The 24,877-nt window shown below is 69.8% G+C and carries 21 protein-coding genes and 1 pseudogene; 17 read left to right on the forward strand and 5 right to left on the reverse strand.

Translation table 11 applies throughout. The annotated features are described in order from the left end of the window. The first annotated feature begins 64 nt into the window (after positions 1-64). The 4 genes and pseudogenes from AB0I15_RS39545 to AB0I15_RS39560 all read left to right on the forward strand — a co-directional run bounded on the left by AB0I15_RS39545 (position 65) and on the right by AB0I15_RS39560 (position 5,745). Positions 65-664, forward strand: coding sequence for an ATP-binding cassette domain-containing protein (locus tag AB0I15_RS39545; RefSeq protein ID WP_358107655.1), 600 nt, complete (start codon positions 65-67; stop codon positions 662-664). 45 nt (positions 665-709) lie between these two features. Further along, a pseudogene (locus AB0I15_RS39550) lies at positions 710-1,425 on the forward strand (IS5 family transposase); the annotation flags it as partial. A gap of 113 nt (positions 1,426-1,538) precedes the next feature. After that, complete coding sequence (locus tag AB0I15_RS39555; protein WP_358107659.1) at positions 1,539-4,781, forward strand: DUF4132 domain-containing protein; 3,243 nt, start codon at positions 1,539-1,541, stop codon at positions 4,779-4,781. Between the two features lie 379 nt (positions 4,782-5,160). After that, positions 5,161-5,745, forward strand: coding sequence for a recombinase family protein (locus tag AB0I15_RS39560; RefSeq protein ID WP_358107662.1), 585 nt, complete (start codon positions 5,161-5,163; stop codon positions 5,743-5,745). Between the two features lie 295 nt (positions 5,746-6,040). Here the strand turns inward: AB0I15_RS39560 and AB0I15_RS39565 are convergent, their stop codons facing one another. The 4 genes from AB0I15_RS39565 to AB0I15_RS39580 all read right to left on the reverse strand — a co-directional run bounded on the left by AB0I15_RS39565 (position 6,041) and on the right by AB0I15_RS39580 (position 9,687). Further along, positions 6,041-6,415, reverse strand: coding sequence for a transposase (locus AB0I15_RS39565; protein WP_358107665.1), 375 nt, complete (start codon positions 6,413-6,415; stop codon positions 6,041-6,043). Between the two features lie 29 nt (positions 6,416-6,444). After that, a complete protein-coding gene (locus tag AB0I15_RS39570) occupies positions 6,445-7,218 on the reverse strand; it encodes a helix-turn-helix transcriptional regulator (protein ID WP_358107668.1) in 774 nt (257 codons plus the stop codon). Between the two features lie 107 nt (positions 7,219-7,325). Further along, complete coding sequence (locus AB0I15_RS39575; RefSeq protein WP_358107671.1) at positions 7,326-8,630, reverse strand: aminotransferase class V-fold PLP-dependent enzyme; 1,305 nt, start codon at positions 8,628-8,630, stop codon at positions 7,326-7,328. Positions 8,631-8,661: 31 nt separating this feature from the next. Further along, on the reverse strand, positions 8,662-9,687 hold the full coding sequence (locus tag AB0I15_RS39580; protein ID WP_358107674.1) for an EAL domain-containing protein: 1,026 nt from the start codon (positions 9,685-9,687) through the stop codon (positions 8,662-8,664). 136 nt (positions 9,688-9,823) lie between these two features. Between AB0I15_RS39580 and AB0I15_RS39585 the strand changes: the two genes are divergently transcribed. Continuing rightward, entirely contained in the window at positions 9,824-10,480 is a 657-nt protein-coding gene (locus tag AB0I15_RS39585; protein ID WP_358107677.1) for an acVLRF1 family peptidyl-tRNA hydrolase, read from the forward strand. A gap of 232 nt (positions 10,481-10,712) precedes the next feature. On the opposite strand, the gene AB0I15_RS39590 is transcribed toward AB0I15_RS39585, so the two are convergent. Then, positions 10,713-11,534, reverse strand: a complete 822-nt coding sequence (locus AB0I15_RS39590) for an NAD(P)H-binding protein (protein WP_358107680.1) — start codon at positions 11,532-11,534, stop codon at positions 10,713-10,715. 85 nt (positions 11,535-11,619) lie between these two features. On the opposite strand from AB0I15_RS39590, the gene AB0I15_RS39595 reads away from it, so the two are divergent. From AB0I15_RS39595 to AB0I15_RS39650, 12 genes are all read left to right on the forward strand, one after another. Further along, entirely contained in the window at positions 11,620-12,207 is a 588-nt protein-coding gene (locus AB0I15_RS39595) for a helix-turn-helix domain-containing protein (RefSeq protein ID WP_358107683.1), read from the forward strand. 146 nt (positions 12,208-12,353) lie between these two features. Further along, positions 12,354-13,373, forward strand: a complete 1,020-nt coding sequence (locus AB0I15_RS39600) for a LacI family DNA-binding transcriptional regulator (RefSeq protein WP_358107686.1) — start codon at positions 12,354-12,356, stop codon at positions 13,371-13,373. 303 nt (positions 13,374-13,676) lie between these two features. Next, a complete protein-coding gene (locus AB0I15_RS39605; protein WP_358107688.1) occupies positions 13,677-14,333 on the forward strand; it encodes a DUF1961 family protein in 657 nt (218 codons plus the stop codon). Between the two features lie 123 nt (positions 14,334-14,456). Then, the gene (locus AB0I15_RS39610; RefSeq protein ID WP_358107690.1) at positions 14,457-15,086 is read left to right on the forward strand and encodes a DUF624 domain-containing protein; all 630 of its coding nucleotides are present in this window, start codon (positions 14,457-14,459) and stop codon (positions 15,084-15,086) included. A 119-nt stretch (positions 15,087-15,205) separates the two neighbouring features. After that, positions 15,206-16,639, forward strand: coding sequence for an extracellular solute-binding protein (locus tag AB0I15_RS39615; RefSeq protein WP_358107693.1), 1,434 nt, complete (start codon positions 15,206-15,208; stop codon positions 16,637-16,639). A 65-nt stretch (positions 16,640-16,704) separates the two neighbouring features. Continuing rightward, positions 16,705-17,682 (forward strand): ABC transporter permease subunit, encoded by a 978-nt coding sequence (locus AB0I15_RS39620; RefSeq protein ID WP_358107696.1) that lies wholly within the window; start codon positions 16,705-16,707, stop codon positions 17,680-17,682. 11 nt (positions 17,683-17,693) lie between these two features. Next, positions 17,694-18,605, forward strand: a complete 912-nt coding sequence (locus tag AB0I15_RS39625) for a carbohydrate ABC transporter permease (RefSeq protein ID WP_358107699.1) — start codon at positions 17,694-17,696, stop codon at positions 18,603-18,605. Further along, a complete protein-coding gene (locus AB0I15_RS39630) occupies positions 18,602-19,222 on the forward strand; it encodes a rhamnogalacturonan acetylesterase (RefSeq protein ID WP_358107702.1) in 621 nt (206 codons plus the stop codon). The genes AB0I15_RS39625 and AB0I15_RS39630 overlap by 4 nt, the downstream gene beginning before the upstream one ends. Further along, entirely contained in the window at positions 19,219-21,801 is a 2,583-nt protein-coding gene (locus AB0I15_RS39635; protein WP_358107705.1) for a Tat pathway signal sequence domain protein, read from the forward strand. The genes AB0I15_RS39630 and AB0I15_RS39635 overlap by 4 nt, the downstream gene beginning before the upstream one ends. Positions 21,802-21,913: 112 nt before the next feature. After that, positions 21,914-23,512 carry an ABC-F family ATP-binding cassette domain-containing protein gene (locus tag AB0I15_RS39640; RefSeq protein WP_358107708.1) on the forward strand — a complete coding sequence of 533 codons (1,599 nt, stop codon included), beginning with the start codon at positions 21,914-21,916 and terminating at the stop codon, positions 23,510-23,512. Between the two features lie 113 nt (positions 23,513-23,625). After that, entirely contained in the window at positions 23,626-23,841 is a 216-nt protein-coding gene (locus AB0I15_RS39645) for a helix-turn-helix domain-containing protein (RefSeq protein ID WP_020547488.1), read from the forward strand. Positions 23,842-23,964: 123 nt separating this feature from the next. Then, positions 23,965-24,786 (forward strand): enoyl-CoA hydratase/isomerase family protein, encoded by an 822-nt coding sequence (locus AB0I15_RS39650; protein ID WP_358107711.1) that lies wholly within the window; start codon positions 23,965-23,967, stop codon positions 24,784-24,786. The last annotated feature ends 91 nt before the right edge of the window (positions 24,787-24,877 follow it).

A 24,877-nucleotide genomic window follows, 5' to 3' on the forward strand; every position in this document is an offset into this window, starting at 1 on the left:
TCACCGCCAACGGCGGAGGGAACACACTGACCCCGGCCCCAGGACCGGTCATAGCGTTCCTGACATGAACCGCATCGTGTTCGACCACGTCAGCAAGCACTATGGGGACGTGCTCGCCGTGGACGACCTCTCGCTCACCATCGAGCCCGGCACGACCGTGGCCCTGCTCGGCGCCAACGGCGCCGGCAAGTCGACCTCCATCAACCTGCTCCTCGGCCTGCTCACCCCCGCCCGGGGGACGATCGCCGTGCGCGGCCGCACCCGGCCGAGGCGGTCCGCGACGGCGAGATGGGCGCCATGCTCCAGCACGGCGCCCTCATCCCGGCTGCGGAACTCGGCCTTCGCCACCAGGTGGTTGTACAACTGGAGGAAGGACACCGAGTACACCGTTGGCCAGCGCTCGGACAGGCTGCGGAGCCCGATGCCGAACTTGCTCAGCGCGTCATCGATGACCTCGCCCAGGTCCGCCAGCCGGCCCCGCAGGCAGAGCCGGCGAAACTCCGCCATGGACACCGGCTCGTTAGCGGCGATGAACTGGGCCAGTGCTTCATCGGTCGCTTCCTCCTCGACTAGTTCCTCCAGACCACCGGGGCGTTGGATCGCGATCCAGGTGGCGATCGCCGTCTGCGCGGGTTCAACATGCAGGGCGAGGAGATCGCGGTGAACGCCGAAGTGAGCGACTCCGTCGATCATTTCGTGAAAAAACGAGGGGCGTAAGCGGTTGGATGACCGGCTGGCGTTGCAGGGCATCTTGTTCGTGCTCTACACCGCGATCCCGTGGGAGTTCCTGCCTCAGGAGCTGGGCTTCGGCTCGGGAATGACCTGCCGGCGGCGGCTGCGTGACTGGCACCAGGCCGGGGTGTGGGACCGGCTGCACCAGCTCCTGCTCGCCGAGTTGCACGCCGCCGGTCAGCTCGACTGGTCCAAGGCGGTGGTCGACAGCTCGCACGTCCGGGCGCTCAAGGGCGGCCCAGAACCGGTCCGAGCCTGGTCGACCGTGTCAAGCCGGGCTCGAAACACCACGTCATCACCGAAGGCGGAGGCATCCCCCTCGCCGTCTCCCTGACCGGCGGCCACCGCAACGACGTCACCCGGCTCATGCCCCTCATCAAGGCCATCCCACCGGTCCGCGGCCGCGTCGGCCGACCGCGCAAGCGGCCGGACTGCCTGTACGCCGACCGCGGCTATGACCACGACAAGTACCGCCGCCTGGTCTGGCGCACCGGCATCAAACCCATCATCGCCCGGCGCGGCACCCCGCACGGCTCCGGCCTGGGCATCCACCGCTGGGTGGTCGAGAGGACGATCGCGCTTCCGCACTGGTTCCGCCGCCTGCGCATCCGCTGGTTGGTCCGCGACGACATCCACGAAGCGTTCATGACGCTTGCTGCGGCGATCATCTGCTGGCGACGCCTCGTCCGCTGATCTTTCTGTTAGGACCTCTAAGCAACAGTTTTTGAGTTGAGGGCACCGGATCCTCCTCCCCCCGTGACGATCCGCGCGGGTATTGTCGGTCGAGGGCGCTAGCGTGCTCGTCCATGTCCGAGAACGCGCTCGTGATTCCCGAGCATCAGCGAAAGCGCCTCCACCCCCGGCGTGGCGGCGGCACGCCCGCGGCGCCGGGCGCGATCGACCTCGGTGCCGCCGAACGGCTGCGCCAGGCCCTGACGGAGTCGCAGGAGAAGGCCGCACGGCTGCTCAGCCACGGGGAGAGCGCCCCCGAACTGGTCGGACCCGCCCGCGCCCACCTGGAGGGCCCCGCGAACCCCACCGGCGCGGCCGTCCTCGCGGCCGCCGCCAGGAAAGGGCCCATCGAGACGCGGGACCTCGCGGACGCGTGGGTCGTCGAGCACGGTCTGGCGTTCGCGGCGGCGGCGACGGCCGGTCTCGCCCGCGTCCGGGTCGAGCGCGACGGAGGAGGCGGAGGCTGGCGTCTTCAGCTGGTGCGCCACGACGACCCCGCGCTCTTGTGGGACCGCGGCGACGAAGTCGCTCCCCGCGTGCGCGCGCTCATCGCGGCGGCCGGTGACGAGGAGTACCGGGACGTCGTCACGGCCCTGGCACAATGCCGCCAGGACCTGATCACGCGGATCGCCACGTCGTTCCTGGCGCCGTCGCAGACCGGCTGGGTGGACGACCTGTGCGCCGAGCTGCCCGACCATCTGCCGTTCCGCCTGGCGCAGCGGGTCATGTGCTCGCTCGGCACGACGGACCAGGTCGCGAAGTTCCGCAGGACGCCGCAGCCGTGGGAGTGGCTGGTCCAGGACCACGTCCTGTACACCGCGGCCGACGGGCTCGGTCCCGCACTGACCCCTCTCCTGGCCGACCTCATCGATCGCACGGCCGATCCTCTGGCGGTGGAGGTCATGGGCATTCTGCCGTCCGACGATGCGCTGAAGGCCCTGGTGGAACGCCTCGACCGGCCGGGCGTGCACGCGGCCGTCGTCGAGGCCGCGAAGCGCTTCCCAGAACGCGCGCGCCGGACTTTCCGCGACGCCGTGGACGCCGGCGCCGAAGAGATCGCCCGGTACGCCGCACGCCTGCTGGGCGGCCCGGCCGTGCGGGAGGCGGGGTGGGCCGACGAGGCCGCGCCGGAGGACCTACCGTCCGTGCTGGCCGACCCGCCCTGGGCCAGGGGCCTGCCAGACCGGAAGCGAGCCATTGTCAAGGGCCTCGAACCCCCGGCCGAGCGGACGGCCGTGTGGGAGCTTGGTGAACGCGAGCGGTGGGCCGCTCCCCTTACCGGCTTAGAGGTCGACTGGGAGAAGGAGATCGAGCTCTTCCGCGACGGCCGACTACCCGCCGAGCGGCAGTGGGACCTGTTCCTGTCCGGCCCGGAGGAGGACGTTCGCCCCCTGGTCGCCCGCTGGAGGCCCAGCCTGACCGGGGCCGCCCCCGAACGGCTGGAGCCGATCCTGGCGCGCTTCGCCGCGGACGCCGCCCCGGCGGCGCTGGACATGGCCGAGGTGCGGCCCGCCGCCACCGCGGAGCTCCTGCTCCCGTTCTGCGACGCCGGGATCGCCGCGCACATGGCGGAGTGGCGGCTGCGGCGCCCGGCGCTGCGCGCCGTCGCGGAACGCTGGTTCGCCCGGCACGCGGCGGCTGCGGCACGCGCGCTGGTCCCCGCCGCGCTCGCCGCCGCGAAGAGGGCCGCCGACCAGCGGGCGCGGCGCGAGGCGGAGACGGCGCTGGTCCACCTCGCCTCGCATGGGCACTGCGACGACGTCCGAGCGGCCGGCCGAGACCATGGCGCCAAGGCCGCCGCCGAGATCGAGGCGCTGGTCACGCTCGATCCGATGGCGGCCGCCCTCCCGGCGCAGATCCCCGATGCCCCCAACTGGCTGGACCCGCACCTGATCCCCCAGGTGCTGCTGCGGGACGGGCGGGCACTGTCCGGCGCGGCGGCCGGCCACCTGGTCACACTCCTCACCGTGTCCGGGTTCGACGACGTCCACCCCGGCGTGGAGGCGGTGCGGGAGGCGTGCGACCCCGCCTCCCTCGCCGCGTTCGCCTGGAAGATCTTCGAGCTGTCCGGCCTGCGCGAGCGCGGCGGCGGCCGCGGCCTCGAACAGGAGGGCTGGGTCATGACCGCGCTGGGCCTGTTCGGGGACGACGCCACGGCCCACGACCTGACGCCGCTGATCCGCAAGTGGCCGGGCATGAACGGGAACCGCATGGCCGTCGCAGGGCTCGACGCGCTCGTCGCGATCGGCACCGACACCGCGCTCAGCGAGCTCAACGGCATCGCCGAACGGATCAAGTACAAGGGCCTGCAGGTCCAGGCGCGGGACCGGATCGCCGAGCTCGCCACCGACCGCGGGCTGACCGCCGAGCGGCTCGCCGACCGGCTCGTCCCCGACCTGGGCCTGGACGCGGCGGGCACGCTCGTCCTCGACTACGGCCCGCGCCGGTTCACAGTCGGGTTCGACGAGCGGCTCAAGCCGTTCGTGCTCGACGAGGACGGCATAAGGCGGACGAGCCTCCCCAAGCCTGGCGCGCGCGATGACGCCGAGCTGGCCCCGGCGGCGCACAAGCGGTTCACCGCATTGAAGAAGGAGGCGCGCGCCGCCGCGGCCGCACAGCTGGAGCGGCTGGAGCGGGCGATGGTCGCCGGGCGGCTCTGGAGCGCGGACGAGTTCCGCGAGCTCATCGTCGGGCATCCCTTGATCTGGCACATCGCCCGCCGGCTGCTGTGGACGGCCGGGGGCCGTACGTTCCGGATCGCCGAGGACCGCTCGCTCGCCGGCATCGACGACGCCCGGCTCGACGTGGCCGGCACCGACGAGGTCGGGCTCGCCCACCCCCTGCACGTGCCCGCGGACGAGTTGGCGGCGTGGTCCAACGTCTTCGCCGACCACGAGCTCATCCAGCCGTTCCCCCAGATCGGCCGCCCGGTCCACGCGCTGACCGAGGGCGAGCGTGCCGGGGCCGCGCTCGACCGGTTCCGTGGCCTGACCGTCACGACTGGTGCGGTGCAGGGCATGGAGCGGCGTGGCTGGGACCGTGGCGTCCCGCAGGACAACGGCATCATCTTCTGGATCTCTCGGCGCTTCCCCTGCGCCCGGACGGTCGTGCTGGACCTCGACCCCGGCATTTCGGTCGTCGCTCCGGGAGACTGGCCGGAGCAGCAGATCGAAGAGGTCCATATCGTCCCCGGCCACGACCCGTCCCGGCGGCCCGGCGTCTGGCATTCCGCGACCTTCGCCGACCTCGATGCGATGAGCGCCTCGGAGCTTCTGACCGACATCCTCCACCTCACCGACGGCCGCACGGCTACGTAGGCCGTTGCCCCGGCCGGGATGAAGCGCGTGTGGCTGAACGTACCCTTCCCAAGGTGAGGGCCTTCGCTGGTCGCACCGCGAAGACCGGCGCCGCAGGCTTCAGTAGCGGAGATGATCTGCAGAATGCTGCCCGTATGGGCCATATGAAGTGATTCGTACCGACGCGTCCCCCCCAGCAGCGCCCCACCCCCGGCGTCGCGGGGCATCCCGTGTGACGTGGCGGGGTGGGGCCGGTGTCCGTTAAGGGAACCCTAACCGGACACCTATTCAGCTGCGCGCGGCGATCACCGGCCCGCGGTTCCAGCGCCCGTAGCGCTGTCTCAGATAGGTGGTCCGCTAAACTGTCCGGTGAGGGGAGGCCATTCGGTACGGTGGTCGGGTGGGAGAACTCATCGGCTACGCCAGATGCTCGACCGTCGCCCAAGATCTCACCGCCCAGCGCGAAATCCTCGTCTCCCTCGGCGTCGCCGACGAGCGGATCTACCTCGACAAGGGCGGCCTGACCGGCACCCACCGGGCCCGGCCCCGCCTCGACCAAGCCCTCGCGGCCGTCCGCGCCGGCGACACCCTGGTGGTGCCGAAACTCGACCGGCTCGCCCGGTCGGTGCCCGATGCCCGAGACATCGGCGACACGCTGGTCACCCGCGGCGTCCGTCTCTCCCTCGGCGGCAGCATCTACGATCCCAGCGACCCCATGTCCAAGATGTTCTTCAACATGCTGGCGGTGTTCGCCGAGTTCGAAGCCGACCTGCTCAAGATGCGCACCCGCGAGGGCATGGCCATCGCCCGCTCCCGCGGCAAGCTCAAGGGCCGCCAGCCCAAGCTCACCCACCGGCAACAGGCCGAACTCGTCCGGATGCACGGCACCGGCGAGTACACCATTGCCGAGCTCATGGAGGTCTTCTCCGTCGGTCGCGCCACCGTCTACCGAGTGCTCGAGCGGACGCGGAGCACGACCAGATGAGCTTCGGCAACTTCGCCCGCCAGGTGCGCGACCCTGCCCTGCCCCACCAGCGGCGGGTATCTGCGCTTCGCTCCTGCGTACAGCTCTACCGGCCGATCGGCTTCGAGGCGACCCTGAGTTACCTGCACGCCAAAGCCGGGCCGTTCCGCACAAATGAGACCGCCCTGCTGCGGGCCCTGGCCATGCTGGAGACCAGCCGCTCAGCCTGGCAGGACGCCAAGGACACCTACGCGGCCGCCCGGCGTGAGGCCAAGCAGCGCGGTCAGCGCAGCCCCCACCCCAACGACATCAATCCCTACACCCCGATGCACTGGTACGGAGCGCGTCCGACATTCCCGGCCGACCCATCCGAGCCACGATCCACCCATCCACTTGCAGTGTTGTGTTGATCGTCTGAATCTAAGGCCGCTTTTTTCAGGAAGATCAACTTCTTGCGCAGCTCGGCGTTCTCCCGCTCCAGCTCCCGGATCCGGGCCCGGTCCGGCGCAGAGACCGGCTGCCGCTCCTCCTGGGCGCTCGCGATCCGATGCCGGTTCGCCCAGCTGCCCAGGGTGCCGGCGTTGATGTCGAATTCGCGCGCCACCGACGCGACCGTCCGCTCGCCCTCCAACACCATGCGGATGGCTTCTTCCTTGAACTCCGGCGAGAACTGCCTGCGACGCCTCGTCACGTACCTACCTCTTCCAGACTTCCGTCAGCTTATGTAGCCAACTGTCCGGAATCTGCTGGGCACCTCACAGGGTCAAGATTTCTGTAATCGTTGGCGATGCGCACGAGGTGCTTTCGTGCGTCATCGCCAAACGCAGCAAGGTTTTCAAGTGCTTCGAACATGTCCACGTACGTCGCGACGTCCGCGGGGCCAGCGAGTGTGGCCGTGGCGGTCTCTGTTGCAACGATCACGGCGTCGGTGTCATAAAGGTGGAATCCGTGGCGCGGGAACACGTTGACCGGCGTGGTCCACGGGATGATCCCGACGCGGACGTTCGGCAGCATCGCCGCTTCGATGAGCGCCTCGATCTGCTGGGCCATGATGCTCGCGCTTGCTGCCTGCCAGCGGAGCGCTCCCTCGATCATGATGAGCACGAACTGCTTGTGCTGGTCAGCGAGGACGGCTTGCCGGGCTTCTCGGGCTTTCACAGCGTCGCCTACCTCATCGGGCGGGACGTCCTGTGGCAGGTTGAACACGCATCTCATGTACGCAGGAGTTTGCAGTAGCCCGATTACCAAAGTCGGCTGGAAACTGCGGAGCAGGGCGGACGACGCCTCCAGTTGGCCGATCTTGCGCTGCATCTCGGACATCCCGCGGGCGAGGACGACCCGACTTCGTGACTCATCACGAAGCTCGGCCACCAGAGATTTCAGGGTGCTCACCTCCTCAGGAGGAAGACCGTAGACCGTGCCGAGGGCATCAACATCGTTCACGGACGGCAGCAAGAACCCCCGCTCGATCTTGGAAACTTTGGACTGCGACATGCCTTCAGCGACCGGCGACCGTAGCTGACCGCTTGCTCGACGTCGCCGCGCCGGGCCGCGCCGGGCCGCGCCGTGCAGCGGTCCAGGACACAGGGCTGGGTCTAGGCTCAGCGCAGCCCCTCCATCGCCTTGATCACCAGGTCCACCTGCTCGGGGCCGGTCACGATGCTCGTGCCGAAGCGCAGCAGCGACGGGTTGTACGGCGTCACGCTCGCGATCACCTTCTGCCCGTGCAGCCGCCGCACCGCCTCGAACGGCTGCAGGCCCGCCACCGAGCAGCACACCAGCCCCGCCGACAGCTCCGGCGCCCGCGGGGTGGCCAGGGTGACGTGCGGGAGCCCGGCCAGGCCCGCCTTGAGCCGGGTGGCCAGCTCCTGCGTGCGCTGCTGCACGCGGTCCTTGCCGATCGCCGTCATGAAGCCGAACGCCTGGGTCATCGCCCACCGGTGCTCGAACGCCTTGTAACCGCCCGGCGTGACCAGTTCGGCCGTGCTCTTCCTGGGGCTTCTTTCGGGGCCCGCGTTCGACTGCCAGGCGTCGAACGCGGCCTGGCTGAAGCTGGGGATGATCGGGACGACCGCGTCCCAGGCGCGGCCCCAGACGATGCCGGTGCCGCGCGGCCCGAACAGCCACTTGTGCGTGCCGCTGGCCAGGAAGTCGCAGCCCAGGTCCGCCACGCCGTCGGCCATCGCGCCGAACCCGTGCACCCCGTCCACGCACAGCAGCGCCCGGTCCCGCTCGTCGCGGCCCTTGTTCGCCTCGGCCAGCATGTCGGCCACGGCCCGGATCGGCACGCGGACGCCCGTGCTCGAATGCACCCAGGTGAGCGCCACCACCCTGGTGCGCGGGCCGAGCCCCTCCTTGACGGCCGCCACCATGCGGTCGACCGAGGCCGTGGCCGGGTCGTCGTAGAGGCGGACCCGGCGTACCTTCGCGCCCGTGCGCCCGGCCAGCAGGCGCAGCCCCTCGTGGGTGGCCAGGAAGTCGTGCTCGGAGGTCAGCACGTCCTGGCCGGGGCGCAGGGCGATGCCGGAGTAGAGCAGGCCCAGGCCCATCGTGGTGCTGTCGGTCAGCGCGATCCCGGACGCCTCGCCGCCCAGGTAGCGGGCGGCGGCCTCGCGTATGGTCTGGTCGGGGGAGCGGGTGCCCGGCGGGGTGTACTCGGGGTCGGCGTCGAGCGCGTCGCGGTGCGCCCTGATCGTCTCGCGGACCGGGGCTGGCGCGGGCGCCAGCACGAACGCCGCGAACTGCGCGTACGCGGGGTCCAGCGCGAACTGGGCCCGCACCGACGCCCAGTCGGAGGGATCGAAGGCGGCTTCTCGTGCGGCCTCTGGCGGTGCGGGACTGGTGGCGGTGCAGGCGCTCACCCCGGCCAGCATGCCCGCGCCGAGCAGGGCCCGTCTGTTCAGCATGCTCCCTTCCTATCCTCGCGGGCGGGCGCTGTCAGCTTCTGAGGGCGGTTACCTGCCTGATCAGGTCCGAGACCCGGACGATTCCCAGGCAGCGGTTCATCTCGTCGGTGACCACCAGGTCGTCGTAGACGCGGGCCGCGTCCCTGCCCGCCGCCTGCATGGCCGCGATCGCGGGGGTCGTCCTGGGCACCGTGCGCGGCGGGTCGGCCAGGCGCTGGGCCGGTTTCGAGCCGTGCAGGGCGTGTCCGTAGCGGGCCGCGAACGACAGCAGGAACCTGCTGCGGTCCAGGCTGCCCTTGGGGCGCTGGAACTCGTCCACCAGGATCACGCTGGTGATCGTCGGCTCGTGCCCGAACGCCGCCACGACCTCCTCCGCCTTCGCCTCCGCGGGCAGCGTCACGGCCGGGAGCAGCAGCTCCTGCACGCGGGGGCCGAGCAGGATCGAGGTGGGGGACTCGTCGGTGACGGGGAGCGGGACGCGTACCTTGCCGTCGGGGCCCGGAGCGAGGAGCGGGCCGTTCGCGAGGCGTACGCCGAGGCCGCGCGCCACCGCCACCTGCGCCTCGCGCTCCACGCCGGGCGCCATGACGTGCGCGCCGATGCCGCGCGCCAGCGTCACCACCGCCCGCGCCACCGCGGCCGCCCGGTGGTCGCCCGGAATGCGCGCCACCACGTCCGGGTCCAGCGCCAGCAGGTACGGGGACCCGTCCGTGACCAGGTCCAGCGCCGCGCCGGAGCCGCCCACGCCGGCGAAGCCGAGCAGGTAGCCGATGGTGCGCAGCCCGTCGAGCCCCACCTTGAGCAGCGGCCGGTCCTGCTCCTGGCACGAGCCCGTGAGCAGCAGGATCGCCTCGCGGGGATGCCGGCCCGCCCGCCGCAGCGCCTCGTGCAAGGGTGCCAGCGCGCCCGCGCCCGCCAGCACCACCCGGACGGGCAGCTCCAGCGCCATGGGCAGCGGCGCGGCCCGCAGGGCGCCGGTGGCGTCCACGACGGCGGGGTGCGCGATGACGGACCCCGTGTCGAGGTCCACCATGGGACTGGTGAGCAGGGAGGACACGTACAGATGGTGCTCCAGCTACCGGCGGAGCAGAAGTGCCTCGAAACAGAATTTACCGACATTTCCGCTTAGGTTCCCCGCCGACGTGGGTTCGCCGCCGCACGTGACGGGCACGGCGGTCCGCTAGCCTTCGGGCATGAGCGCGCGTCCGGCCAGGGGCGGCGGCCGGTGGGTCACGGTGCCGCCGGAGCGCCTGCATCCGTGGATCGACGGCTTCGCCGGCCGTCACGGGCCGTTCTCCGCGTCGGGCGACGAGCGGGTGGTGCGGCTGCGCGCCGCCGACGGGGCGCTGGCCGAACTGCACGTGCCCTTCGCGCCCATGACGCCGCCGGGGCCGCCGCACGTGACCCGGCTCGTCGCGCACGCCGGGGCCGAGCGGCGGGTGGGGGTGTTCCTGGTGCGGCTCGGCGGATACGCGGCGGGGGTCTTCCACGGGTCGGTGCTGGTGGCGTCCAAGGTGGGGTCGCGGCTGGTGCAGGGGCGTACGGCGGCGGGCGGGTGGTCGCAGCAGCGCTTCGCCAGACGGCGGCGCAACCAGGCGGAGCGGGCGTTCGACGACGCGGTGGAGACGGCGGTGCGGGTGCTGGGGCCGCACCTGGAGGAGCTGGACGGGGTGCTGCTCGGCGGGGACCGCAGGGCGGTGGACGCCCTGCGGCCGGACCGGCGGCTGGCGCCGCTGCTGGCGCTGGAGACGGACCCGTTCCTGGTGGTGCCCGACCCGAGGCTGGCGGTGCTGCGGGACACGCCCGCCCTGTTCCGCGCGGTACGCGTCCGCATCCTCGACCCGGACTGACCCCAGGACCCCGCACCAGAGCCCTTTGAGCCCCGCCTTTCACCCGCGCCCGCGCCATTCACCCGTCCCTCCGGCCTTGCGCTCCGACCGGTCCCTCCGGCCTTGCACTCCGGTCTGAGTCTCCGGCCCGAGTCTCCCGTCTGAGCATCCGGCCTGCGCCCCCGCGCATCCCGCGCCCCCGGCCTGCCCCGGCCCGCGCTTCGCCTGCTCCGCGCTCCCGAGGTCCTTGGCTTCAGGCGAAGGTGTGTTTGTGGTCGGTGAGGAAGGTGGACAGGGGGCGGGGTGGGCGGCCGGTGAGGTCGTGTACGGCCGTGGTGGTCGCCGCCCAGCGGCCGTCGCCCATCTCGGCCATGAGGGCGGCCAGGTCCCCGGCGTGCGGCTGAGGGATGCCCTGGCGTTCGAGGTGCGCGGTCATCTCCGGGACGGGCAGGTCGACGTAGCGGGCCGGACGGCCGAGGGCCTTGCCGATCTCCTCGGCGATCCGCTCGTGCGACAGGGACTCGGGGCCGGTGAGCACGTGGTCGCGGTCCCCGCCGACCGGGCCGGTGAGCAGGGCGGCGGCCACGTCGGCGATGTCCCTGGTGTCGATGTAGTTGACCTCGGTGGAGCCGTACGCGCCGTACATGGCGCCGTCCTGGAAGTCGCGTGGCAGGTTCTGCATGAAGCCGCTCGGCTGGAGGATCGACCAGGGCACCCCCGACGCCCGCAGGTGGGCGTCGACCTCGCCGTGCATGCCCATGCCGAGTTTGGCGCCCGGTGCGGCGCCGCGTACCGACACCGCGACGATCTGCGCGACCCCCGCCTTCGCGGCCAGGTCGATGACGGCGCGGTGGGCCTCGATGTAGCCGGGCCAGAGCGAGCTGTTGAGGAACAGGCGGTCGCCGGGGGACAGGAGCCGCCCGATCGTCCCGGGCTGGTCGAAGTCGGCCAGGGCGTACGGGGCGCCGAGGTCGTCGGGGGGCTGTCTCCGTACGACGGCGAGGACGTCGTGTCCTTGCAGTCGCCGGACGAGCGCGCGGCCGATGGAGCCGGTGGCACCGGTTACCACGATCATCGTGACCTCCGTAAGTGGAATCTCGGATTCCGGTTAGCGTGACGGTACACTAAGCGGAATCTCGTCGTCCACTTGGGAGTCGTACGTGCGCGCGGATGCCAGGCGCAATCTGGACAAGATCGTCGAGGCGGCCGCCGAGGTCGTCTCCGAGCGCGGGGTCAACGCGCCCATGGAGGCCATCGCCAAGCGCGCCGGCGTCGGGGTCGGGACGCTCTACCGCCGCTTCCCCGACCGCGACGCCCTCATCGCCGCCGTCGGCGACCTGTACATCCACACCATGGCGAACGCCCTGGACACCGCCGCCCGCGACCGGGCCGACGCCTGGAGCGCGATCTGGGACTTCGTCTCCTGGGTCGCCGCGCCGGGCCGCGCCGCGCTGGCCACCGCCCTGGCCGTGGTGCCGGAGGAGGCGATCGTGGACCGGGAGGAGTTCGCGCGGATGCGGGCCGGGTGGGTGGAGCGGTTCGACGCGCTCGTACGCCGGGCGCAGGCCGAAGGCTCGATGCGGGCCGACGTCGGCGTCGAGGATCTGATCCACCTGCTGAACGTCTTCACCTGCCACCCCGACGACCTGCCCGCCCCGGTGGCCGCGGACCCGGGCCGATACCTGCGGCTGATGCTGGACGGCATGAAGGCCGGCGCCGCCACGCCGCCACCCGATGCCGGAGCGTGACCACGTCACGTCGTTGAGACGATTCAAAAGAATCTTGAATGCCGCTATGATGAGCCGAGTTCTCAGTGGAACCGCGTTCAGCGCTCCACGTTCAAGTTGCGGGTTCCACCTTCACCGCAGTCCAGAGCACGGCCTCGTGAGGATCGATGGCGACCAGGAACATCAAGGAGGTCGCGCAGCTGGCGCGCGTCTCAGTGGGCACGGTGAGCAATGTGCTCAACCGCCCGGAGATCGTGTCCCCCGCCACACGCGAACGCGTCTTCGAAGCGATCAAGAAGCTGGGCTTCGTCCGCAACGAGGTGGCCCGCCACCTGCGGATGGGGCGCAGCAGGACGGTCGGGCTCGTCGTGCTCGACGTGTCCAACCCGTTCTTCGTGGACGTGGCCCAGGGCGCCGAATCGGTGGCCGACGACCACGACTCGATGGTGGTGCTCTGCAACAGCGCCGGTGACGCCGGCCGTGAGCGCCGCCACCTCGACCAGCTCGAACAGCAGCGGGTGATGGGAATACTGATCACCCCGGTCGAGATGGAGAGCCCCTGGCTGGAGGAACTCGCCGCCCGGGGCACGCCGGTGGTGCTGGTCGACAGCCCGGCCACCGGCCTGCAGTGCTCGGTGGCCGTGGACGACCGGCTCGGCGGGCAGATCGCGGGCGCCCATCTCATTGAACGGGGGCACCGGCGGATCATGTTCGTCGGCGGGCCGCAGTCCATCAAACAGGTGGCCGACCGGCACACGGGCATCGCCAGCGCCGTCGCGGCGGCCGACGGCGCCGTCGAACTGCTCACCTCCACCGCTCCCACGCTGACCGTGGCCGAAGGGCGCGCGATCGGGGAACGGGTGGCGGCCCTGCCCGCCGACGAACGCCCGACGGCGGCCTTCTGCGCCAACGACATGATGGCGCTCGGATTCTTACAGGCGATGGCGTCGCACGGGCTGCGGGTGCCGGACGACCTGGCCATCATCGGCTACGACGACATCGACTTCGCGGCGGCGGCGGCCGTGCCGTTGTCGTCCATACGGCAGCCTCGCGAACTGCTGGGGCGTACGGCCATCGACCTGCTGCTGGAGGAGGTGGCCGAGCCTGAACAACATCGGCACCGCCAGGTCATCTTCCAGCCCGACCTGGTGATACGCGAGTCGAGCGCCCCCCGCAGAACCCACTGACCACCTGCCGTGACCCATGCTGGGCGCCGAACCTCCATTGCGCCGGGCGCTTGACGGCATGGTGGGGCCCGGTGCACGTCAGCCCCGCGCTCACCGGGCATGGTCATGTCGCGGCGCGCCTGCGTGGTGGGCCAGGAACCCGTGTCCCGGCGTCGGTGCCTGGTGGGTGATTGCGTGTCCCACAGAGGGCCCGCGCGGCGTCCAGCCCCGTGTCCAGCCCCGTGTCCAGCCCCATGTCCAGCCTCGCGTCCGGGGGTGGCGTGCCGGCTCGGGTCCATTCCGCTGCATTCTGGAGGAGTCTTGTTGAGCGAGGTTTATCGCAACCCCCTGGCCACCCCCGATGACCTGGCCGGATTCCGTATGGAGGGGGATGGGGCCATGTCGTTTCCCCAAGGGCGGATGCGGTTGGAGAGTCTCAGGCCGGCCGCTGACGGGCAGGCGGCCAATCTGGTGCTCTGGTGTCCGGAGGAATTCCCCGCCGACGTGCGCATCGAGTGGGACTTCTGGCCCATCAGGGAGCCGGGGCTGGCCATCATGTTCTTCCACGCCGGCGGCAGGAACGGCGAGGACCTGTTCGACCCGGCGCTGGCCCGGCGTGACGGCCCTTATGAGCAATATCACCACGGCGACATCGACGCCTACCACGTCTCCTACTTCCGCCGCATGTGGGCCTCCGAGCGGGCCCTGCACACCTGCAACCTGCGCAAGAGCCACGGCTTCCACCTGGTCGCGCAGGGGGCGGACCCCTTGCCGGCGGTGCTGGACGCCGACGGGCCCTACGCGGTCCGGCTCGACGTCAGGGGCGGGGAGGTCGTCTTCTCAATCAACGATTTGGTCTCGTTCCGCTGGGAGGACGACGGCTCGATCGGCGGTCCGGCCCTGGCAGGAGGCAAGATCGGCTTTCGGCAGATGGCGCCGCTCATCGGAGAGTACGGAAATCTCCGGGTATCTCGTCATTGACTTTGAGTCGATTCAACACTAATTTCGCACCAACCGCCGTTCACTCGCTTGTAACTGGGCAGGAACCACGGTGCAATACTCCACCCCCGTATCCGTGCACATGCCACGAGAAGGTGGTGCCGGATGAACCATCCCGCCATGTCGATCAGGATTCAAGCTGCCTGCTCAGAGCTCATCTGGGCGGTCCGCCTGAACCTGATGTGGATCGTGTTCACCCTTGCCGGAGGCGTGATCCTCGGGCTCGGGCCCGCCACCGTCGCCGCCTACACCCTGGCTCGGCGGCATGCCCGGAATGAAACGTTTCAGGCTTGGAGCGAATTCTGGACCGTCTACCGACGGGAGTTCGTCCGGGCCTCGTTGCTGGTCCTGCCGGCGGCGTTGCTCGCCACCGTGCTGATCGGCAACTACCTGTATTTCTCCGCTCTCGGGCCCAGCATGGGAGCGTTGCGGATCGCGACTTTCGTGGCCCTCATCGCACTGGCGGGCGTGGGGGCGAACGTAGGGCCGCTCTACGCGCACTACGATCTGCCGCTCTGGGCGTACTGGCCCAAAGCAGCCCAGCTAGCGTTCCTGCGCCCGGCCTCGTCCGTGGTGCTGTTGCTAGCGCTCTCAGCCATCGCCTTCGCGACCTCGGTGGCGCCCATCCTGGCGCCGATGATCAGCTTCGGCGCCTGGATCTATCTCAACACGTGGCTCTGCCTGCGCTTCTTCCAGGAGAACGAGGCGCGCCTGCATTCGAAAGGGAACTCATGAGCGCACCCCGTCGCCGGCGGCTCCTTGCCGGTGTGTTAACGCTAACGGCCGCTCTCACCGCCTCGGCCTGCTCCGGTGGTGGCAGCGCGCCCCAGGCGGACGCCAACACGATCACCTTCATGTCGAAGCTGTTCGGCACGGCGCCCGAGCCGACCGGGGAACTGCAGCAGGCCATCGAGAAGTTCCTCGGCAAGAAGCTCAAGGTCACCTGGGTCCCCAACGCCGAGTACACCGAGAAGATGAACGTCACGCTGGCCTCGGACAGCATTCCCCAGGTCGTGGTCGTGGACCCGAAACTGCCGGCGTTCGTGAAGGCCGCCCAGGCAGGGGCGTTCTGGGATCTGACCGACAAGCTGGACAAGTACCCGAACCTGAAGCCGGCGGACGCGCAGACCTCGCTCAACTCCTCCATCAACGGCAAGATCTACGGCCTCTACCGGATGCGCCCCCTGCTCCGCTCGGCGGTCGTCATCCGCAAGGACTGGCTGAAGAAGGTCGGTCTCGAGGAGCCGAAGACGATCGACGAGTTCTACGAGGTCGCCAAGGCGTTCACGGAGAAGGACCCCGACGGCAACGGCAAGAAGGACACCTACGGCCTCATCATCCCGAAGTGGCCGGGCAACTACGCCAGCGCCAGCCCGTACGACGTGATCGAGACCTGGTTCGGCGCCCCGAACGGCTACGGCGAGCGCGACGGCAAGGTCGTGCCCGGGTTCGACACGCCGGAGTTCATCGAGGCCAACAAGTGGCTCAAGAAGATGGTCGACGAGGGCCTGGTCAACCCCGACTTCGCTACGCTCGACTCCGCCAAGTGGAACGAGCCGTTCTTCCACGGCCGCGGCGGCATGATCATCGACGTCAACATCCGCTCCCGCCAGGTCCTCGACCTGTTCAGGGAGGACGGCGACCAGAACTACGGTGACAAGGTCACCATGGTCGGCAACCTGGCGCGGTCGGACGGCAAGAAGTTCTCCTACCCGTTCACCGGCTACGCCGACTCCCTGGCCATCTCCAAGCAGAGCGTGCGGACCGACGCCGACCTGGACAACGTGCTGAAGACGCTGGACAAGCTGGCCACCAAGGAAGGCCAGGTCCTGCTGCAGAACGGCATCGAGGGCCGCAACTTCAAGGTCGAGAACGGCGACACCGCCGCGCTGATCAACGAGGAGGACGCCGCGGTGCGGCCGGTCCAGGACAACGTGGACGACGCGTTCACGCAGCTCAGCACCAAGGGAACGATGGACATCGGCGGCATCGCCTACCAGCGCGTCCCGTCCGGTCAGCCGTACCGGGACATTCTCGACCTGCAGAAGAAGCTGGTGGAGGAGGACCTCAAGACGGCCGTGCACAACGTGGCGCTGCCCGTGGTCGCCCCCACGCAGATCGAGAAGGGCCCGCAGATCGACAAGATCGTCTCTGACGCCCGGGTGAAGTTCCTGTCGGGCGCGATCGACGAGGCGGGCTTCAAGGCCGAGATCCAGAAGTGGCACGACGGCGGCGGCACCCAGATCGTCACCGAGATCAACGACCTGCTCGCGAAGCTGCCCAAGTAGCTCGACGACCCCCCGCCTGAGGGGCCCGGGCACGTTCCGGGCCCCTCATAGGAAAGGAGGCCGCTGTGGCCACCGACCTGGCGACGCCTCCCGCGAAGGCGGCGCCCAAGGCCAGGAGGCGCAGGCGCGACAAGGTGCCGCTGGGCACCGCGCTGCTGCGCTACCGCTGGCTCTACCTGATGGTCCTCCCGGGCCTCGCCTACTTCGTGATCTTCAAGTACGTCCCGATGTACGGCGTGACGATCGCGTTCCAGGACTTCCTGCCGTTCCTCGGCTACTCGGGCAGCCCCTGGGTCGGGCTCAAGCACTTCGAGGCCCTCTTCTCCGGCCCCGACTTCGGCCGGCTGATGGCCAACACGCTGATCCTGGCGGTGCTGCACATCGTCTTCGTCTTCACCGCGCCGGTCGTCGTCGCGCTGATGCTGAACGAGCTGCGGATCAACATCCTCAAGCGGTCGATCCAGTCGCTGATCTACATCCCGCACTTCCTGTCGTGGACGATCGTCTTCTCGCTGACCTACGTGTTGTTCGCGGCCGACTTCGGCGTGCTCGCCAGTTGGATGCGCGACCTCCTGGGCGACACCGCGAAGATCGACTACATGGCGCAGGAGCAGTGGTTCCGGCAGCTCATCATCCTGCAGCAGCTCTGGAAGATGACGGGCTGGGGCACGATCATCTACCTGGCCGCGCTGGCCGGCGTGGACCCCAACCTGTACGAGGCCGCCCGCATGGACGGCGCCGGCCGCTTCCGCCAGCTCTGGCACGTCACGCTGCCCGCGATCCGCCCGACGGTCGTGGTCATGGCGATCCTCGCCTCCGGCAACCTGCTGGACACCGGTTTCGAGCAGATCTGGCTGATGACCACCTCGCTGAACCGCGAAGTGGCGGAGGTGTTCGACACCTACGTCTATTACGCCGGCATCCAGAACAGCAACTACAGCTACTCCACCGCCGTCGGCCTGTTCAAGGGCGTGGTCGGCGTCATCCTGATCTTCGGCTCCAACTGGCTGGCCAAGCGCCTCGGCCAGCGGGGACTGTTCTAGGGAGCCCCGCCATGACCACCATGACAGAGACCAAGCCCAAGAAGCTCGCGGTCAACAACAACAGCTCGGTCGGCAGCCGCGCGTTCGACACGTTCAACATCGTCGCGCTCGTCGGCCTGGGGCTGGTCACGATCCTGCCGCTGCTGTACGTGCTGGCCGCGTCGTTCGCCAGCGAGCCGGAGATCGCCTCCCGGCCGTTCTTCCTGTGGCCCGAGAAGATCGTCACCGAGGCGTACGAGTACATCTTCGCCACCCCCACCTTCATCCGCTCCCTGCTCACGACCATCGTCGTGACCGCGGTCGGCATGGTGGTGCAGGTGACGCTGACCTTCACGATGGCCTATCCGCTGGCGAAGCGGTACCTGCCGGGCCGCACCCTGATCCTGAACCTGGTCATCTTCACGATGGTCTTCACCGGCGGCATGATCCCCACCTTCCTGGTGGTGCGCGACCTGGGGCTGCTCAACAGCTACTGGGCGCTGATCCTGCCGCTGGCGATCAACCCGTTCTACCTGATCATCGTGAAGAGCTTCTTCCAGGAGCTGCCGCAGGCCCTGGAGGAGGCGGCGCGGATCGACGGCTGCAACGAGATGGGCGTCTTCTTCAAGATCGTTCTGCCGCTGTCCAAGCCGATCATCGCGACGTTCTCGCTGTTCTACGCGGTGGCGATCTGGAACGACTACATGTCGCCGCTGCTGTATCTCACCGAGCCGGACAAGTGGACGCTGCAGATCCTCGTCCGCCAGCTCACCAGCACCGACGCCGCGGCCGCCCTGTCCCAGATGGACCGGACCTGGGTGCCGCCGGAGCAGGGGCTGAAGTTCGCGGTCATCGTCATCGCGACGCTGCCGATCCTGCTCTTCTACCCGTTCCTGCAGAAGCACTTCGCCAAGGGCGTGCTGATCGGGGGCGTCAAGGAGTGACCCGCACCGTGCTGCTGGCCGGGGACTCGACGGTCGCGTCCTGCCCGGCCTTCGAGGCGCCGATGTCGGGGTGGGGAGCGCAACTCGGGCCGTACGTCGGCGGCCCGGTGCGCAACTTCGCCAAGGGCGGCGCCACCACGGCGAGCCACCGGGCCGAGGGGCTGTGGGCGGCGCTGCTGCGCGAGATCACGCCGGGCGACGTCGTGGTGATCCAGTTCGGGCACAACGACCAGAAGGAGCCCGGCCTGCCGTACCGCGACAACCTGCGCGCCTTCGTCGAGGAGGCGCGCGGGGCGGGCGCGCCGGCGGTGCTGTGCACGCCCGTGCAGCGGCGCCGGTTCGAGGACGGGCGGCTGGTGCCGACCCACGGCGACTATCCCGAGCGCGTGCGCGACCTGGCCGCCGCCGAAGACGTCCCGCTGATCGACCTGACCTCGGCCACCACCGAGCTGTACGAGCGGCTCGGCCCCGAGGGGTCGAAGGCCCTGTTCACGCACTTCCCGCCCGGGGTCCACCCGCTCTACCCCGACGGCGTGGCCGACGACACCCACTTCTGCTTCCGCGGCGCCGACGAGGTGGCCGCGATCGTCGCCGAGCGACTCAAGGAGATCGCATGACCGTACTTCGCTGGCTGGACGGACCGGGCGAGCAGGGGGTGACCTGGGGGGTCCCGTGGCCGCGCGGCGCGGTCGGGCGGGACGCGCCGTTCGCGCTGGCCGACGACGACGGGCACGAGGTGCCCGTGCAGAGCTGGGTGAACGCCACCTGGCCCGACGGCTCGGTCAAGTGGTCGGCGCACGCCATCGGGGCCGGGCCGGCGGCGACGGCGTACCGGCTGGAGGCCGGGCGTGAGCCGGCGGCGGCCGGCGGCGCCGTCACGGTCGCGCGCGCGGACGGCGTGCTGCGCGTCGGCACCGGCGTCGTCACGTGGACCATCGAGGAGCAGGGCGCCACGCTGGCACGGTCGATCTCGCGCGGGAGCCGCGAGATCGCCAGGGACGTGCGCCTGGTCGGCCTGCGCCAGAGCGAGCCCACCCCCGACGAGGGCGGCGGCGTGCCCCGCGAGCAGACCTCCGGCGTCGTCGAGAGCGTCACGGTCGAGCAGGACGGGCCCCTGCGCGCCGTGGTCCGCCTGGAGGGCCGCTACGGCGACTGGCTGCCGTTCACCGTGCGGCTGTACTTCTACGCCGGCGCCGAGAACGTGCGGATCATGCACACGTTCGTCTGGGACGGCGACCCCGAGCGCGACTTCCTGGCCGGGCTCGGCCTGCGGGCCGACGTGGTCATGCGCGACGAGCTCCACGACCGGCACGTGCGCCTGGCCGGCGACGGCGGTTTCCTCACCGAGGCCGTACGCGGCCTGACCGGCCTGCGCCTCGACCCCGGCGAGTCCGCGCGCCGCGCCCAGGTCGAGGGCCGTCCGGCCGGTGAGCTCGACCCGGCGGTGGCCACCCGGCTGCACCTCATCCCCGCCTGGAACGACTACACCCTCGACCAGGGCTCCGCCGACGGCTTCACGCTGCGCAAGCGCACCGCCGACGGCCACGCCTGGGTGACGATCCCCGCCGGCACCCGCTCCGACGGCTACGGCTACGTCGGCGGCGTCGGCGGCGGCCTCGGCTTCGGCCTGCGCGACTTCTGGCGCCTGCACCCCACCCGCCTCGACGTCAGGAACGCGGCGAGCGACCTGGCCACCGCCACCATCTGGCTCTGGTCACCGTCGGCTCCCGCCATGGACCTGCGCTTCTACCACGACGGCATGGGCCAGGACACCTTCGCCGAGCAGCTCGAGGGCCTCGAGATCACCTACGAGGACTACGAGCCCGGCTTCGGCGACGCCCACGGCGTGGCCCGTACGCACGAGCTGACCCTGCGCGCCTGCGACACCACGCCCTCCGCGGCCGACCTGGCCGCCCACGCCGCCGCCATGAACGAGCCGGCCCTGCTGGCCGCCTCCCCCGAGCGGGTGCGCGAGGCGGGCGTGTTCGGTGTCTGGGAGCTGCCCGACCGCTCCACGCCCGCCCACGCCGCCATCGAGGACCGCCTGGACTTCCTGTTCGACCTGTACGTCCGCGAGCGCGAGCAACGCCGCTGGTACGGGTTCTGGGACTACGGCGACGTCATGCACACCTACGACCGGGACCGGCACACCTGGCGCTACGACATCGGCGGCTACGCCTGGGACAACTCGGAGCTGTCGCCGGACCTGTGGCTGTGGCTGCAGTATCTGCGCACGGGCCGGGCCGACGTCTTCCGCTTCGCCGAGGCCATGACCCGTCACACCGGCGAGGTCGACGTCTACCACCTCGGCACGTGGAAGGGCCTGGGCAGCCGGCACAACGTGCAGCACTGGGGCTGCAGCTGCAAGCAGTTGCGCATCTCCAACGCGGCCTACCGGCGCTTCTACTACTACCTCACGGCCGACGAGCGCACCGGCGACCTCATGGACGAGCTCAGCACGCCCGAGGAGACGTTCGTGGTGATCGACCCCACGCGCAAGGTGCGCGAGGACGTCTACACCCCGGACCCCTCGGCCCTGTCGGTCGGCCTCGGCACCGACTGGGGCTCGCTGGCCGCGGCCTGGCTGACCCGGTGGGAGCGGCACGGGGACGAGCGGGCCAGAGACCGGTTGCTGGGCACGATGGCCGACATCGGCGCCATGCCGCGTGGCTTCCTGACCGGCGAGGGCCGGCTGGACCTGGCGACCGGGCGCTTCGACACCTCGCGCGACAAGATCTCGGTCTCGCACCTGTCGTCGCTGTTCGGGCTGCCGGAGATGTGCGCGGAGCTGATCGCGCTCGACCTCGGCGTGCCCGGCTTCGAGCGGGCCTGGCTGGACTACTGCCGGCTCTACCTGGCCACTCCCGAGCAGCAGGAGGCCGAGGTGGGGCAGCGGCTGAGCGGTATCTCGCTGATCCAGGCGCACAGCCGGCTGACGGCGTACGCGGCGGCCCGCGCCGGCGACGCCGAGCTGGCCGCGTGGGCCTGGCGCAAGTTCACCTACGACGAGGGCGACCAGCTCAACATGAACCCGATGCAGCGGCAGCGGGACTGGCACCTGACCGTGGTGGACGGCCCGGGGGTGCTGCACCCCGTGCACGAGGCGCCGTTCGTCAGCACCAACGGCGCCGCGCAGTACGGCCTGGCCGCGATCCACAACCTGGCGCTGATCGGCAAGCACCTGGGGCAGCGTTAACCAGAGGTGGGGCCCCTGCGGGGGCCCCTACACTGATCGGTATGCATACTCCCGATTGACCGGCGTCGCACGCCCCAATCCTGTTTCCTAGCTCGGGAGTGTTCCGGTCACCATGATCATTGCCAATGATATCGAGCTGCGCGCGGGCGCGCGCCTGCTCATCGAGAAAGCCTCCTTCCGTGTCAACCCCGGCGACAAGATCGGCCTGGTCGGCCGCAACGGCGCCGGCAAGACCACGCTCACCAAGGTGCTGGCCGGTGAGGGCATCCCCGCCGCGGGCACCGTCTCCACCACGGGCAACGTCGGCTACCTGCCGCAGGACCCGCGCACCGGCGACCTGCAGGTGCTGGCGCGCGACCGCATCCTGTCCGCGCGCGGGCTCGACGAGGTGATCCGCAAGCTCCGCGAGTCGGAGCTCGCCATGTCCTCGGCCGACGACCGCACCCGGGAGAAGGCCGTCAGGCGGTACGGCCGCCTCGAAGATCAAATGCATGTGCTCGGGGGATACGCGGCCGAGTCCGAGGCCGCCTCCATCGCCTCCAGTCTCGGTCTGCCGGACAGAGTGCTGGGACAGCCGTTGCAAACGCTTTCCGGCGGTCAGCGGAGACGCGTGGAATTGGCGCGAATTCTTTTCAGCGGTGCGGAAACTCTCCTTCTCGACGAGCCGACAAACCACCTAGATGCGGACTCAATCGGGTGGCTTCGCGATTTTTTGCGCTCTCATCAAGGTGGCTTGGTGATCATCAGCCACGACGTCGGCCTTCTTGAAGCCACGGTCAACAAGGTCCTGCACCTGGACGCCAACCGGTCGGTGATCGATCACTACAATGTCGGCTGGACGGCGTACCTGGCGCAGCGCGAGACCGACGAGAAGCGCAGGAAGCGCGAGCGCGCCAACGCCGAGAAACAGGCCGGTGCGCTGCTGGCACAGGCCGACAAGATGCGCGCCAAGGCCACCAAGGCCAAGGCCGCGCAGGACATGATGCGGCGTGCGCACCGGTTGCTGTCGGGCACCGAGGAAGAGCGCGTGAGCGACAAGGTGGCGCGGCTGCGCTTCCCCGAGCCGCAGCCGTGCGGGCGCACCCCGCTCATGGCCGAGGGGCTGTCGAAGTCGTACGGGTCGCTCGAGGTCTTCACCGATGTCAACGTGGCCATCGATCGAGGTCACAGGGTCGTGATCCTCGGCCTGAACGGCGCCGGCAAGACCACGCTGCTGCGCCTGCTCGGCGGGATCGAGGAGCCCGACACCGGCGCCCTCCGGCCCGGCCACGGGCTGAAGGTCGGCTACTACGCCCAGGAGCACGAGACCCTCGACAACGGCAGGACCCTGCTGGAGAACATGCGCTCGGCGGGCGGCGAGTTCACCGACACCGAGTTGCGCAAGGTGCTGGGCTCGTTCCTGTTCACCGGCGACGACGTGGACAAACCCGCGGGCGTGCTCTCCGGCGGTGAGAAGACCCGTCTGGCGCTGGCCATCCTGGTGCTTTCGAGCGCCAACGTCCTGCTTCTCGACGAGCCCACGAACAACCTCGATCCGGTCAGCCGCGAGCAGGTTCTCAACGCTCTGAGGTCGTATTCAGGAGCAATCGTCCTAGTCACCCATGACGAGGGTGCCGTTGACGCCCTGTCACCGGATAGGGTGATCTTGCTACCTGACGGAACTGAAGACGCGTGGAGCGACGAATTTTCCGATCTTGTGGCACTTGCCTGATCTTAATTTGAGTGGGTACGGATCTTTTCCCGTGGAGTAGGTAGCCGATCCCGCTGAAATGACTGATCATGGCGGAGTAACGCTGCGGAAGTCCGGCACTACAGGAGGTACTCGTGGCCGAGACACTGAAGAAGGGCACCCGGGTCACCGGGGCCGACCGGGAAAAACTGGCCGGCGATCTCAAGAAGCGCTACGCCGCGGGTGAGAGCATTCGCGCGCTGGCCGCTTCGACCGGTCGGTCTTACGGGTTCATCCATCGCATCCTCAGCGAGTCCGGTGTGACTCTGCGCGGGCGCGGCGGGGCGACCCGAGGCAAGTCCAAGCGCTGACGGCCGCCTCGGAACGTGCGACCGCAGCCGCCCGTCCCTAGTCAGCCGCCGTCGCGCCCGAGCCAGAACCATATTCTGTAGGCTCGGGCGCGACGGTCAGCACTCCGGACAAAGGAGCGGGCGATGGCGGAAGCGCAGGCGCGGCAGCGCGGGGGGTATACGGAGGACGTCTCTGCCGAAAGGCTGGCGGAGATCGGGCTTCGCTTCGAGGTGGACGGTGAGATAGCGACGATCACGCTGGATCGGCCGGAAAAGCGCAACGCACAGACGTTCGCGACATGGTCGGCACTGGCTCGCATCGGCGAGGACCTGCCGGAGCAGGTGCGCGTCGTCGTCGTGAAAGGTGAGGGACCGTCCTTCTCGGCAGGCATCGACCTGCGAATGTTCACCCCCGAGGGGGTGCCCGGACAGGGCTCGTTCAGCTCGGCGGCCAAGAGCGACGGCGCCGGCTTCGAGCAGCGCATCAGACAGGCCCAAGCGGGGTTCCTGTGGCTGCGCCGCCCGGAGATCGTATCCATCGCCGCAGTGCAGGGGCACGCGATAGGAGCGGGGTTCCAACTCGCGCTCGCCTGTGATCTGCGGATCGTGGCCGACAATGTCAGGTTCTGCATGAAAGAGCCCGCACTGGGCCTGGTGCCCGACTTGACGGGGACCAAGCCCCTGGTCGAGCTGGTCGGTCTGGCCAAGGCGATCGACATCTGCCTGACCGCCAGGACCGTGCACGCCGACGAGGCCATGCGGATCGGCCTCGCGGAGAGAGTGGTCGCCGGGGGCGACCTGGATAAGGCCGTACAGGACAAGATCGCCGAACTGCTGTCGACGAACAGGGACGCGGCGGTCGCGACCAAGCGACTCCTCCAGGGGGCGCAGGCACGCACCCTGGAGGAGCAGAGTGTGGCCGAGGGGCTGGAGCAGGCGGCGCGCATCAAGGCCCTCTTCGGCTGATTCCCTATAGGAGTTGCGATGTCAAGACCGTCGCAGGAGAGGCTGTGTTGCTCGTGCCGGCCTCGGCGACGGTCTTGGCATCACGGGCTAT

The sequence above is a fragment of the Nonomuraea sp. NPDC050643 genome (assembly GCF_040654715.1).
In the GTDB taxonomy this organism is placed as follows: domain Bacteria; phylum Actinomycetota; class Actinomycetes; order Streptosporangiales; family Streptosporangiaceae; genus Nonomuraea.